This window comes from Enhygromyxa salina (genome assembly GCF_000737335.2).
Classification (GTDB): Bacteria; Myxococcota_A; Polyangia; order Nannocystales; family Nannocystaceae; genus Plesiocystis; species Plesiocystis salina_C.
In genome coordinates, this window is the sequence record NZ_JMCC02000163.1 from 1 (window position 1) to 13,883 (window position 13,883).

A 13,883-nucleotide genomic window follows, 5' to 3' on the forward strand; every position below is an offset into this window, starting at 1 on the left:
AAGTTGTGGGGGCCCGAAAGTCTTGGGGGGCGAAAGTTGTGGGGGCCCGAAAGTCTTGGGGGGCGAAAGTTGTGGGGGCCCGAAAGTCTTGGGGGGCGAAAGTTGTGGGGGCCCGAAAGTCTTGGGGGGCGAAAGTTGTGGGGGCCCGAAAGTCTTGGGGGGCGAAAGTTGTGGGGGCCCGAAAGTCGGGGCGCTAGTTGTCGGTGGGGGTTGGGGGGGGACGCAGGCGGGTCAGCGCTTGCTCGAGTTCGGGGTCGCGGGGGACTCCGAGGTGGTTGGCGAGGTGGTTGGCGGCTTCGTAGCGGGTCAGCGCTGACTTCAATCGGGCGCGCTGCTCGTGTAGGGCGGCTGCGTGTAAGGTTGCCACGAGCTCGAGCGCGGGGTTGGACAGTGCTCGGGCCCCGTTGGCGACGTCGTCGAACAGTGTGGCGGCTGCGTCTAGATCACCTTTTTGTGTCAGGACGTCGGCGATGATCATCTTGGTTCCTAGCGCGCTGACTTTGTCGTTGAGCCGCTCGAAAACAGGTAGTTCCTCATCGCGCAGGATCTGTAACGCCGCGTCTAGCTCGCCCTGCTTCGCGTGAATCCTGGCCACGCGGCCACGGAGGATCGCTAGCTGGCGCTCGTCGCCGAGCCGCTCGACGACTGGCGCGACTTCCTCGATGTAGAGGCGCCGCGCCTCGTCGAGCCGGCCTTGGGCGAGGCGGAGATCCGCCAAGGAATTGCGGGCGCTCGCCCAATTGGCGTCATCGCCAAGCTCGGCGAACAGGTCGGACGCTTGCTGAAACGTGGCCTCGGCTCGCTCGAATTGATCGTGGGCGGTGAACAGCGCGCCTGACTTGGCGAGCGCGATGGCCAGATTGGAAGCATCCCCGCGGGCCTCGCTGTCGGCAGCGAGCTCGGAGAGGGTCGTCGCAGACTCTTCCCACTGGCTGCGACGACGCAGCGTGTCGGCCAGGATCTGCCGACATTGGGCCTCCGTCGCCCAATTGCCCGCGGTGTGGGCAAGCCCGACGGCGGCGCGAGCCTGGGCTTCAGCGCGATCGTGGAAGCCTCGATACCCGAGCAGGTCAGCGAGGCGGGCCCGCTGCGAAGCGGCGGACGCGAGATCGCCAAGCTGCTCGAATCGCGCGGTGGCCCGCTCTAGCTGAGCTTGTGCCGAATCGAAGTCGACGGTCGATACGAGCAAGGTTGCCGCGACCGCAGCGGCCTCGGCTTCGGCGCGTGGATCAGTCGCCGCATTCGCCCGGTTCAACCACGCGCGAGCGAGTTCACCGTACTTGGGGAGCTGCGCTTTGCCAACGAACTCAAACCACGCGGGCGCACCCTCCAAGGGGGCGGGCTCGATAGCAGTCGGCGCCACTCGATCGAACTCGACCCGAGTCAGGCTGACCTCGAGCAAGTCCCAGGCGATCTTCGCCAGCCGTGGGTACAGCCGCTTGGAGACCCACAACACCACCCGCCCCGACAGCAACTCGGGCAGCTGATCCCGCCGATGGTTGAGATTCACGAGCGCGGCCGAATGCAACGGGTGGCCCAGCGTGTCCTCGAGCTGCCGATCGAGGGCGTGGACAAACACCGCGTCGGCGTGTTCGAGCTGGTCGCGCAAGTGTTGAATGATGTCGCCTTCGGCCCCGACTCGCGCGAGGTCCAAGGTCGCGACATTGCAGCCCTGCTCCAGCGCGAGCTTGGTCGCGCGCGCACGCATGTCACGAGCCACGGCGGGATCGACGAACAGGGCCAACGCGAGGCCGAAGTCCAGCCGGGGACGCGTCAAGAACCGAAGCAGTCGCTCGAGCTCTCTCTCGTCGTTCGCGGCGACGTCCGCGTCCTCGGCCTCAGTCATCGCGCGCTGCCGCAGCAAACTGCGAGTCTTGACGGATCACCGGGTGGACATCCCACCAAGGCTGCCCGTTGTAGTTGAGCACGCACGAGTGCAGCAGCATGTGCGAGTCTTCGTCGCGGTTGCCGACCTTGTTCGTTTGCGAGATCTCGACCGCGCGCGGCCAGTCCTTCTCGCGCATCAGGATCGTGCGCTGGCCGGCCAGCCACACGCTGGCCGCTTGAATGTGATGCACTTGGATCTTGGCTGGCTCCGCGTTCTCGCCAGCTTGTCGCGCGAGATGCAGCAGGTCACGCACATGACCGCCCGACAGGCGGGCGAGGGCCTCGATCGCGGCGTCGACATCGGCGAACACGGCCGCGAGCTCGAGCCGCGCGTCGAGCAAGCGCTCGACGGCGCGCTTGGCATCGGGGCGCACATGCTCGGCGGGATCACCCAAGAAGCGCACCGGCAACACAGGGACCGTGACCAGAGGAAATGCCTGACTGGCCTGCACAGTGCGCGGGGCGTACTGATCCGCGGGGCTGAAGAACAACAGCAGGTGACAACGCAGCTGGCGAAATTCATCGGCCCGACGCAACACCGCCCGATCGACGAGCGTGCGATCGTCGAACTTCTCGAGGTTGTCGAACACGACGCACAGCTGCTGCCGTCGGGGCTCGAGCGCCGCATGGACACCATCGAGGAGCGCGTTGACGCGCGCGACCAGCTCCGCGAGGTTTCGCTCCGCCTGCCTGCGGATCATCTGCCGGTAGACGTTGTCCGACTTGAGCGCGGCCGTGACCGTGGCCGAAATCTCCGCCAGGAGCGCCAACGCGGGACCCGAGCCGACCTTGGCCTCGGCCGCCGCGGTGATCTCTTTGCGGTGCTCTTCCTCGAGCAACTCCACCGCAAACCAGTCCATGATCAGCTGCACGAGCGCGCCGTCGATCTCAATGTTTTGATCCTGCACGCACGCGATCACCGAGCGCGCGACGACCAACATCATGTCCGCGAACGTGAAGTTGCCCTGATCGAGCTCGAGCATCGCGTCGATCTGCACCGCCATGACCCCCTCGCTGCGCAGCTCGGTCATGGCCTTGCGCACGAGCGTGGTCTTGCCGGTCCCCTTGTGGCCCACGATGCCGATGTGCATCCACTGGGGATCTTGCAGGATCCCGCGAAAGTGGCGCTTCAGGTTGGAAGACACCCCGTAATGTTCGCGCGCCAAGATTGCGTCAAAGTCAGCAAACCGCGGATCACCAGGCTTGATCAACGCGAAAGGATCGAGGGCACGAAACGCTTCTTCGGTGTTCTTGGCGCGTTGAAACGTTGACATGCCTCGAGCTCCCCCGGCTAGACCCCGTCGATGACGGCGTCGCCCCGCTCATCATGCCTGACCCAACCGTTGCCGTCTTCGGTCATGTCCCAACCTTGGTCGAGGCCCCGGAGTGCGTCAAGCACTCCAGCAGCCCGTGATGGACTCGCTGCCTGAGTCCTACGCCGACGCAACGTTGACCCCGAGGGTCAGCTGCTCGCCGTCGATCTCGTCTTGACCCTGGTGGGTGCGGCTGGCGTCCGATGGGTTGACGACCAAGCTGGTGGCCAAGGTCTCGGCTTGGATCAGGCCCCGCAAGTCGTCGCGCTCGAGCGCACCAAACAGCTTGGCGCTGGGCTCGCACGTGACGGCGAGATCGATCCGATCGCTGACGTCGAGGTCCGAAGTCTTGCGCAGGTTTTGGATCCGGTTGATCAGCTCGCGGGCAAGACCCTCTTGCTCGAGCGCGGCGTCGATCGTGGTGTCGAGTACGACGGTGATGCCCTCGGCGCTGTCGGCCACGCGGCCCGGTAGGGGTGCGCGCTGGAACAAGAGCTCGTCGGGGCCAAGGGTCTCCCCTTCGAGCTCGACGGTGCCGCCCTCCAGGATCTCGCGCAGCTGGCCGGGCTCGAGCTGCTCGACGGCGGTTGCGACGGCCTTCATCTTCTTGCCCAGCTTGCGACCGAGGACCTTGAAGTTGGCCTTGGCGGACAGCGAGACCAGCCCGGCGTCGTCCTCGACGACCTCGATTGTCTTGACGTTGAGCTCGCTCTCGATCTCGCCGGCGAAGCGCACCACGGCGGCGCGGACCTCGGGGTCACGGCTGGCGACGATCAACGAAGGCAGCGGCCGGCGGACGCCGATCCGCTCGGCCTCGCGCAGGGCCATGGCCAGCCCAACGACCTTGCGGGCCCGGGCGACCTGGCGCTCGAGCTCGAGGTCGATCAGCGTCTCGTCAACGACCGGGAACGACTGCAGGTGGACCGAGTCGCCGTCGGGGCCTTCGGCGAGGCCAACATCAACGACCAGGCGCTGGTACAGGTGCTCGCAGAAGAACGGCAAGACCGGGGCCATGCAGTGGGCGATCGTGACCAGCACCCGGTACAGCGTCGCGTAGGCGTCGGCCTTGTCTTGGTCGTTCTCGCTCGCGCCACGCCAGTAGCGACGCCGACCGCGGCGGATGTACCAATTGTTGAGCTCGTCGCACATGCCGAGCCACTCGGGCACCAGGTTGTCGAGGTTGTAGGCCTCGAACTCGCTGCGCAGCCGGGCGACGAAGCTCTGGACCCGCGAGAGGATCCACAGATCCAGCTCGCTGGTCGGCCGCGCGCTCAGGATCTCGCGGGTGGGCACCCAGCCGTCGGCGCGCGCGTAGGTGACCAAGAAATTGTAGGCGTTTTGCAGGGGCAGGATCGCGGCCTTGACCATGTCGCGGACGATCAACCCCTTGGTGTCCTTGGCGTCCCGACCAAAGCGCATCGGCTCGGCCCGCACCACCGGACCCGAGATCAAGTAGGCCCGCAGCGCGTCGGCCCCAAACGCCTCGACCACGCCAAGCGGATCGGGGTAGTTCTGCAGCCGCTTGGACATCTTCTTGCCGTCGGCGGCCAGGATCAGGCCGTTGACGATCACGTTCTCGAACGCAGGCCGGCCAAACAGCGCGGTCGAGAGCACGTGCAGCGTGTAGAACCAGCCGCGGGTCTGATCCAAGCCCTCGGCGATGAAGTGGGCAGGCAGGTTGTCCTCGACGTACTGCTTCTTGCTTGGATCGAAGGGATAGTGGTTTTGCGCGTAGGGCATCGAGCCCGACTCGAACCAACAATCGAACACCTCGGAGATCCGCCGCATGGTCCCGCCGGGGGTCCGCTCCGATGGGAAGGTGATGTCGTCCACGCTCTCGCGGTGCAGATCCGTGATCGTGCCCGGCTCGAGCCCAGCGCGGCGCTCGAGCTCGGCGATCGAGCCGATGCAGTGCATGTCGGTGGGGTCCTCGTCGCAGCGCCAGATCGGCAGCGGCGTGCCCCAGTAGCGGTTGCGGCTGAGGTTCCAGTCGCGGGCCACGGCCAGCCAATTGCCAAACCGCCCGGTCCCAACGTGGTTGGGCACCCAGTGGATCTGCTCGTTGTGCGCAAGCAGCTGCTCGCGCATGTCCTCGACCTTCATGAACCAAGTCGAGAGCGCCATGTACAGCAGCGGCTCGTCGGTCCGGTAGCAGTGCGGGTAGGCGTGGCGGTAGACGTCTTTGTCGACGATCTTGCCGTCGGCCTCGAGCAGCTTGACGATCCCCTTGTCGGCCTGCTTGGCCCGCTGCCCGGCGAAGTCCGGCACCTGCTCGTCGAACACGCCGTTGAGATCCATGGGCCGAGCCAGCGGAAGGCCCTCGCGCTTGCCAACTTCAAAGTCGTCTTCACCAAACGCGGGTGCCTGGTGGACGATGCCGGTGCCGGTGTCGGTCGTGACGTAGTCGGCGACCACCACCTTGAAGGCCCAGCGGGTGCCGTCCTCGCGCTCACGAAAGTGCGCGAAGTAGGGGAACAAGGGCTTGTAGGCGAGGCCAACCAGCTCGCTGCCCTTGCGGCGCTCGAGCTCTTCGGTCTCGCCCACGCGCTTGCGCTCTTGATACTGCGCGAGCAAGCTGGGCTCGATCCACGCGAGCTCACCGGTCTCGATCACGCGGATCTTGGCGTAGACCACGTCGGGGTGGACGGCCAGCGCGAGGTTGCTTGGCAGCGTCCACGGGGTCGTTGTCCATGCCCACAAGAAGGTGCCCGGCTCGTCCTCGAGCTCGAAGCGGACCGTGACGCTGGGATCATCGCGGAGCTTGTGGCCGTCTTTGCCGGTCTTGGGGTTGCGCTCTTGCGGACCCTGGGCGACCTCGAAGTTCGACAGCGGCGTCCCAAGCAGCGGCGAGACCGGCTGCACGCGGTGCCCCTCGTAGATGCGGCCTTGCCCCCACAGCTGCGAGAACACCCACCACACGCTCTCCATGAACGTGGGGTCCATGGTCTTGTAGTCGTCGTCGAAGTCGACCCAGCGACCCATGCGCTCGACGACCCTGCGCCATTCTTGCGTGTAGCGCAGCACGCCGGCCCGGCAGGCGGCGTTGAACTTCGGCACCCCCAGCGCCTCGATCTCGGCGCGGCCGTGGACGTCGAGCTCGTCCTCGACCAGGCTCTCGATCGGGAGCCCGTGGCAATCCCAGCCAAACCGGCGCTCGACCGCGTAGCCGTTCATGGCCCAGTAGCGGGGCACGACGTCCTTGATCGTGCCCGCGAGCAGGTGCCCGTAGTGCGGCAGCCCGGTCGCGAAGGGCGGGCCGTCAAAGAACACGAAGGTCGGCTTGGCGTCCCCTTTTTGCGCGCCCGGAGCTGCGTCTTCGCTGGGCCGCCGGCCATGTAAGCTGCGGTACTCGACCTCGTAGGAGCCCCACAGCTCGATGATGCTTCGCTCGATCGCGGGCAGATCGAAGGGTGCAAGAGGCGCCACGAACCCAGTATCTGGTGCTTTGGTCATGATGGCCTTCGGACCGCTCGAACCTAGCCGGGCCAGCGGATCGCAGCAACGCCCGCAGATCCACGCCGGGACTCGCACTCCAAGCCGCACATGCTCGTGACCCAAGACACGTATGTTTGCCCGCATCCGTTTCGGCCGCATTGCCGGGCTGGCCACCGACCGGTATCCTGGCCGTGGCTTTCTGGCCACGGACGAGCCGAGCTCTCCCCCATCCGCTCCTCACTCGCCCCCTGGCCCCTGCACGGAGTCTTCAGATGACCAAGCGCCTGCTCTTCCCCGCATTTCTCGCCGTCGCTGCGATCGCGTCGCTTTCCGCTTGCAACACGGACGATGATCCCACGAACACGCGCAAGCCGATCAATGACGAGTGGGAAGAGGTCGCCTCGCTGCCGGCCGCCCAGTTCAAGCTGCTGAGCGTGGGCGATCGCATCGCCTCGGAAAACTTCGCCAACCGCGGCAACATCGAGGTCACCTACAAGGAAGGCACCGACAAGATCACGATCGAGATGCAGCGGTTCACGGTCGCCGAGGACGCGGCCGCCGCCCAGGTCGCGTTCGACAAGATGCAGTACTGGGGCTACGCGATCTCGGCTCCCGAGCCCCCCTCGGAAGAGAACATGATCGAGTCCTGCGCCAACCCGGACGCCGACGCGGTCGACAGCTGCTACGTCCGCGCCTACTACGACGGCTTGTTTCAGCCGGTCCGCGACGGCGCCAACTTCCGCGTCACGATCCCCACTGGCTGGGACGGCGACCTGCTCCTGGTGACCTCCGACAACCTCGAAGAGGGCATCGACAGCTACCCGGACCGCGGCAACATCAGCGTCGACGGCGTCGCCGGCAACCTCGACATCGACCTCGACTCGGGCAACGTCACGGTCAAGATGGATCCCAACACCCAGCACTACGCGGGCTGCGGCAACAACGACACCTGCGTTGAGATGGGCTACGCGATGGGCTGCGGCTGCTCGGAGCCAACCAACATCAACATCGCCAACAAGAAGGGTCAGGCCTCGAACATCACCGTCGACGTCGGCAACGCCGACAACTGGTACACGATGATCCTCGAGAACCGCGGCATCTTCTCGTCCAGCGACGACTTCGTCTGCAACGCAACCATCGAGTGCGGCGACTTCGGCAACAACTGCATCATCGACCCGGCCTACGAAGGCCTGCCCAACCAAGAGCGCGCTGACGTCAACTACCCCGGCGTTCCTGCGATCGAGGGCGCAGGCATGCGCATCGCGCTGGTCAGCGAGTCCTGCGCCAACATTCGCTACGTCAACGGGCCCGAGGACTTCGAGGCGGACCCGCTGCCCGAGCAAAAGCAAGGCGAGCTCCTCGTCTGCGTCGGCTGCCTGTAATTGACCCCCACAGGCGGTTTTCCACTTCGGCTTCGCTCGCTTCGCTCGCTCGTTTTGGGTAGGCCGTACGCGGGCGTATGTGTGGCCCCCTAGAAGGGGGCTCTCGTCTGGGCGGTTGGTGGCCACCGGGGGGCGCTCCACTTGCGTGTCGTCCTCCGTGCGCTCGTGGGTTCACGTGCAGGCGGAGGTGGCCACCGGGGGGCGCTCCACTTGCGTGTCGTCCTCCATGCGCTCGTGGGTTCACGTGCAGGCGGAGATGGAGCCCGCGTGACTGGGCGGTTGATGGCCACCGGGGGGCGCTCTACTTGCGTGTCGTCCTCCGTGCGCTCGTGGGTTCGCGTGCAGTCGGAGATGGAGCGACTGCCTGGGATGGAGCGCCGTGCTCGCACGAGAGCCCCCTTTAGGGGGCCACTCATGCGGCTGCGTACAAATGAACCAGCCCATCGAGGGAGCGCCAGCGACCGACCGGACGCGAAGCGGACGTGCATGGCAAAGTGCGAAAGCCTCTGTGGGGGTCTATCAAAGGGGGGTCTATCACGGCCTCGGTTCGGGGAGGCCGGGGGGGAGGCGCTCGACGAGGAGGGCGCCGTGGACTTGGCGATCGCTGCGACGCAGGGTGAGGTCGCGGGGCTTGCTGCCGAAGCGGAGGTGGCCGTGGCCGCGGGGAGCGAAGTGTTCGAGCAGTCGCTCGCCGCGGATCTCGGCCGAGGCGTCGGTGCCGACCGGGTAGACGATCAGGATCGGGCCGTGCGCTGGGGGTTCGTCGGTGGGAAGTTGATCGTTTGGGATGCGGACGCGGAACAGCGCGGGGGCCAAGAACGCCTGGCCGGGAGCGTTGGCGCGGCGCAGGCGGCCGCCTGGGCAGATCGTGGTGACCTCGTCGCGCGCTCGCCAGGCGGCGTCGTCCAATAAAAATTGTGCCGACCTTCGCTCGGTGACGGGGCCCGCGAACGCGTGCTCGTCGTCGACCGGGCCCATCTGAGTTCCAACCCACAGGCGCCGCAAGTTTCGCTCGAGCCGCTCGCTGGGGCCGACCACGACCACGCGATGAACCACGCGCGGATCAAAGCCCGTTCGTCGCAGGCACGCGCGCGCCAGCACGTAGGCCGCGAGCTCGTGGTCGGCGTCGGGCTGGATCAACGCGACCCGCTCGCGCCGCTCGCGAACCCCGATCCGCTGCCAGTCCGCGTGGGGATGATCCAGCACGCCAGGGGCGGACACGCTGAGCAACGCCTCGCCAAGTAGATCGGACATGTCCCGCAGGATCTGGAACACGCCTGGGCACGCGTCGGCCTCGGACTCCACGTGGACCCTGCGACCGCGTCGCAGCGCTCGCCAAGCCAGCTCGAGCGCCTCGAGCGGTTGCTCGCGCAGCTCGCGAACCAAGGCCGGCTCACCCCCGTAGCGATGAAATCGACGCTCGCGCAGCGCCATCAAGCGACGCTGCGCCATGCCGATCTGGTCCTCGCGCTCCCAGGCGACCATGCCCAGGCGCTCGGCGAGATCGTCGGCGAGGCCGTCAGCCGCGAGCGCGATCGATTCGAGCAGCTCGTGTCCGAGCGCGCGCGAGATCGCGGCGATTCGCTCGGGGCGGAGCGGGTCGACGGTACGCGTGCCCGAGCTGCCAGACCCGCTCGGCTTGTCGCGACCGCCGCCAGGCTCACTCGACATGAGCGCGCAGCAGTGCCCGGATCAACGCGGACAGCCGACTGCGTGCCCGCGCCGACTCTTCTTGGACCTCGAGGTGCGACAGCGCCTCGCTGCCAGCCGCGTTGGTCACGACCCCAAGCCCACAGGTGGGTGTGCGGTGCGCTGCGGCGAGCATCGCCTCGTAGGTGGTCGACATCCCGACCACGTCGCCACCGAGCAAGCGCAGCGCAGCGACCTCGGCTGGGGTCTCGTACTGCGGTCCGCGGGCGTGGGCGTAGACGACCTCGGGCAGTTGCTCTGCGGTGCCACCCACATGCGCCTGCAGCTGCGCGCGCAGCTTGGCGGAGTAGATGTCCGAGCAGTCGATGAACGCAGCGCCCCGCAGCGGCGTGGGTCCGAACAGGCCGATCTGATCGCGCAAGCTGACGATCGTGCCCACGCGCAGATCCGGGTTGATGCCCCCAACCGCGCACGTCAGCAGCAGCCGCTTGACCCCCAGGCTCAGCACCGCGCCAAGCGGCGCCGTCGCGAGGCTGGCCGGGTGGCCCTCATAAGGGTGGATGCGGCCAGTCTGCACGCACACCCGAACCGCGGCGTGGCCATCGCTGGCCGGGAGCTCGCCAAACACCAAGGAGCTTCCATGTCCGGCGACCGATGGCGCGGGCAGGCCGAGCTCCGCGAGCGGGACCTCATGCTGGATCACCAGACCAAGCGCGTGCTCACCTGCTTGATCAACGAGCGGCTTTCCGATCCCAGAGCCGCCAACGATCATCCAGTCGACGGCCTCGAGATCGGGCAGTCGTTCGCGCAGGGCCTGCTCGCACGCAGCGCCTTCGGGGTGCCAATTGGGCTCGAATTGCATGGGACTCGGGAGCTTAGTTCACCATCAACATCACGCCCAGCGACACGACCACGCCGATCACGATGCCGATCACGATCGCCAGCACCCAGGTCTTCTGGCTTGCGGATGGAGCGGCTTCTGCGGCGCGGACGTCCTCGGCCTTCGAGCCCGCCGGCTCCACCGCCGCGGGCGGAGCTTCGGTGATGACCTCGACCGCGGCGTGACGCGGGGGGATCTGTCCGCCGATCCGACCAATGATGACCGGGAGCTCGTCGATCAGCTCTTCGAGCGTGGGCCGCACGTCCGGCCGCCGGCTCATCATGCGGCGACATAGATCGCTGAGCGGCTCGTCGAACCCTGCGATCTGGGCCTTGAGCACCGGGCGCTCGGCCTTGAGGTGCCGACGAACCACCGCGGTGTAGTGGTCGTCGCTGCCGCCCTTGCGAAACGGCGGGCTGCCCGTGCACATGTGATAGAGCGAACAACCCAGCGCGTAGACGTCGGCGGACGAGTCCACGTCTTCACCCATCGCCTGCTCCGGCGCGAGGTAGTCGGGGGTGCCAACGAACACGCCTGTCGCCGTGATCGACAAGTCCTCTTGCAGCGCCTTGGCGAGCCCGAAGTCGGTGACCTTGACCTCGCCGGCCTTGGTCACGACCAGGTTCGAGGGCTTCACGTCGCGGTGGACGACGCCCGCGCGCTTGGCCTCGAGCAACCCGACCGAGGCCTGGCGGACCACCTCGGCGGCGTCGCCTGGGTGGAGCGGGCCGTTCTTCTTGATCGCGCCGCCGATGTCCTCACCGTCGAGGAACTCCATCGCCAGGTAGGGCCGGCCCTCGAACTCGCCGATGAAGTAGACCTGAACCACGTTGGCGTGGTTCATGGACGCCAACGACCGGCCCTCCCGAAGGAAGCGCTCCTTAAATTCGGAGGACTCTTGGTGCTTTCGCCCAAGGACTTTCAGAGCCACTCGACGACCAAGGTTTGGGTCACGGCCCTCGTAGACCTCGCCCATCGCCCCCTTACCCAGCAAACCCTGGATCTGGTAGTGGCCGATCTTCTCGGGCACCCGCGCCATGCGGCGAGAACCTATCACGGGAAGGGCACGCCGCCCATCGCCCGCCGCGCCCAGTCGCTGGCACCTGCGTGAGCCGACAAGTCCGCGCAGCACACGCATCGCGTCGCGTCCCCGGGCAGGGCGACCACGCCTCGGGGACAACGACGCAAGCCATTGATTTTACTGAATATATTTAGATCCCGATCCTCTGCGAAGCTGGCCGGACGACGTTCCGAGCCATGATCCAGGCCAGATCATCCGAGTCGCGCGAGGGGTGGCAGGCTAGTTGGCGGTCCACTTGCCGGACGTGACGGGGCGGGCGACGGTGAGCCGCCCGCGGCCGTTCGCCGGGGATCTCACCGCGCCCATGGCCCAGCACCGAACCCTCCCCCACCGTCCCGAAGCCGAGAACGCGGTGCTCGGCGGGGTCCTTCTGCGCGGCCGCGAGGCGCTCAGCGATGTGCTCGAGCACATCACCGAAGACGACTTCTACCAGCCCCGGGCCCAGGCGGTGTTCCGGGGCATGCGGATCCTAGAAGAGCGGGGCGAGCCGATCGACGTGATCACCCTCGAGGCCCAGCTGCGCCGCACGGGTGAGCTCGAGCTCGTCGGCGGCATCGAAGGCCTGGCCCGGCTCGACCGCTTCGCAACCGCGCACAACATCAAGGCCCACGCCGAGCTGATCCTCGAGGCCGCCCAGATCCGCAACCTCGTCGTCGCCACCCGCGAGATCGCGGAAGAGGGCATGGAGGAGATCGAGGATCCAAAGGCCTACATCGACACGGCCGAGCAGCGGGTCCTCAAGGTCAACGAGCGCGGCCGGAAGAGCACCTACCGCAGCTCCCGCGAGCTGATGCTCGAGGTGTTCCAGGGCATCACCGAGCGCCAGCGCCAGACCGATCCGATCACCGGGATCTCGACCGGCTTCACGCAGATGGACGAGATGACCGCCGGCTTGCAGCCCAGCGATCTGATCATCCTGGCCGCGCGACCTTCCATGGGCAAGACCGCGTTCGCGCTCAACCTGGCCCAGAACGCGTGCATCATCCCGGCCAAGTTCGCCAACGCCCCGCCCGAGCAGCGCCCCGGTCGGTTCCCCGTGTTGTTCTTCTCGCTCGAGATGGGCGCGACCCAGCTGATCGAGCGCGTGCTGTGCAGCGAAGCTCGAGTCGACTACGCCCAGCTCCGTCGCGGCGGACGCATGATGGAGCAGGACTTTCGCGGGCTGATCGCCGCCGCGGATCGCATCTCCAACGCGCCGCTCTACATCGACGACACCGCCGCGCCCAGCATCCTGGAGATCCGCGCTCGCTCGCGCCGCTGGCGGGACGACCGCTCGATCTTCCCCGAGCCCGACCCCGAAGATCCCAGCGCGAACCACAAGGGTTTGGGCCTGATCATGATCGACTATCTCCAGCTCGCGCGCGGCGGCAAGGCCCGCTACGACTCGCGCGAGCAAGAGATCTCGGAGATCTCGCGTGGGCTCAAGGCCCTGGCCAAAGAGCTCAAGGTCCCCGTCATCGCGCTCTCGCAGCTCAACCGCGCCGTCGACTCGCGCGCGGATCACCGGCCGCAGCTGTCGGACTTGCGCGAGTCGGGCGCGATCGAGCAGGACGCCGACGTGATCATGTTCATCTACCGCGAGGAGCGGTACCTCAACGCCGACACCCCCGAAGAGAAGCGGCGCGAGGTCGAGAACAAGGCTGAGATCATCATCGGCAAGCAGCGCAACGGGCCGATCGGGACTGTGCACCTCACGTTCATGAAGAAGCACACCCGGTTCGAGAACCCGGCGCCCGACTACGAGGCCGGCGGGTATTAGTTATGACCCCCACGGGGGGTTTTGCACTTCGCGGTCACTCGCTTCGCTCGCTCCCAATGGGTCGTTTGTTTGCGGGGGTATGATTGGCCCCCTAGGAGGGGGCTCTTGTCTGGGCACCGACGGCCTCCGCACGGCGCTCCATTCTGTGCGTCTAGTTTTGCGCGGGTCCGTGTAGAAGGGGGCTCTTGTCTGGGCTCCCTCGGCCTCCGCACGGCGCTCCATTTTTGCGTCGATCGCAATGAGCCAAATGACGATTGAGCCCGCGGTGCTCGAGGAGTTGATGCGCTGGATTCGAGTGACGAACAAGCTCGACGAATCAGGCGTCGAATAGCAGCTCGACCGATGCGTTGGTTGGGAGGTTGCGGGCTTTTGTGTACCAGCCCTCGAGGGTCTCGAGGGAGTCGCATGATTGGATGCGGGCGCGGTGATCGGCGGTGACCGTGAACCCGCGCAGCTCGAGGATGTCGACGAGCACGCGGCGCAGCACTTGAAGCTG

Annotated in this window: 8 protein-coding genes and 1 pseudogene; 2 read left to right on the forward strand and 7 right to left on the reverse strand. The window is 66.7% G+C overall.

The features are described 5' to 3' along the window. Window positions 1-193 precede the first annotated feature (193 nt). From DB30_RS38420 to ileS, 3 genes are all read right to left on the reverse strand, one after another. Window positions 194-1,846 carry a tetratricopeptide repeat protein gene (locus DB30_RS38420; RefSeq protein WP_146662550.1) on the reverse strand — a complete coding sequence of 551 codons (1,653 nt, stop codon included), beginning with the start codon at window positions 1,844-1,846 and terminating at the stop codon, window positions 194-196. Further along, the gene (locus tag DB30_RS38425; RefSeq protein WP_052558794.1) at window positions 1,839-3,161 is read right to left on the reverse strand and encodes an AAA family ATPase; all 1,323 of its coding nucleotides are present in this window, start codon (window positions 3,159-3,161) and stop codon (window positions 1,839-1,841) included. The genes DB30_RS38420 and DB30_RS38425 overlap by 8 nt, the downstream gene beginning before the upstream one ends. A gap of 159 nt (window positions 3,162-3,320) precedes the next feature. Then, complete coding sequence (gene ileS, locus DB30_RS38430) at window positions 3,321-6,626, reverse strand: isoleucine--tRNA ligase (protein ID WP_165704145.1); 3,306 nt, start codon at window positions 6,624-6,626, stop codon at window positions 3,321-3,323. A 281-nt stretch (window positions 6,627-6,907) separates the two neighbouring features. Here ileS and DB30_RS38435 point away from each other — a divergent pair, with 281 nt between their 5' ends. Further along, window positions 6,908-8,017 carry a hypothetical protein gene (locus DB30_RS38435; RefSeq protein ID WP_052558798.1) on the forward strand — a complete coding sequence of 370 codons (1,110 nt, stop codon included), beginning with the start codon at window positions 6,908-6,910 and terminating at the stop codon, window positions 8,015-8,017. Window positions 8,018-8,551: 534 nt separating this feature from the next. Here DB30_RS38435 and DB30_RS38440 read toward each other — a convergent pair. From DB30_RS38440 to DB30_RS38450, 3 genes are read right to left on the reverse strand one after another with little or no spacing between them, the layout of a single operon-like run. After that, entirely contained in the window at window positions 8,552-9,688 is a 1,137-nt protein-coding gene (locus tag DB30_RS38440) for a hypothetical protein (protein ID WP_052558800.1), read from the reverse strand. Beyond that, entirely contained in the window at window positions 9,678-10,529 is an 852-nt protein-coding gene (locus DB30_RS38445) for a purine-nucleoside phosphorylase (RefSeq protein WP_052558802.1), read from the reverse strand. Before DB30_RS38445 ends, DB30_RS38440 begins: the two co-directional genes overlap by 11 nt. A gap of 13 nt (window positions 10,530-10,542) precedes the next feature. After that, window positions 10,543-11,586: a serine/threonine-protein kinase gene (locus DB30_RS38450; RefSeq protein ID WP_052558803.1), complete on the reverse strand. Its 1,044-nt coding sequence runs from the start codon at window positions 11,584-11,586 to the stop codon at window positions 10,543-10,545. A gap of 286 nt (window positions 11,587-11,872) precedes the next feature. Here DB30_RS38450 and dnaB point away from each other — a divergent pair, with 286 nt between their 5' ends. Further along, complete coding sequence (gene dnaB / locus DB30_RS38455; RefSeq protein ID WP_205633166.1) at window positions 11,873-13,387, forward strand: replicative DNA helicase; 1,515 nt, start codon at window positions 11,873-11,875, stop codon at window positions 13,385-13,387. A 316-nt stretch (window positions 13,388-13,703) separates the two neighbouring features. Here the strand turns inward: dnaB and DB30_RS38460 are convergent. Further along, window positions 13,704-13,883, reverse strand: a pseudogene (locus DB30_RS38460) (hypothetical protein); the annotation flags it as partial.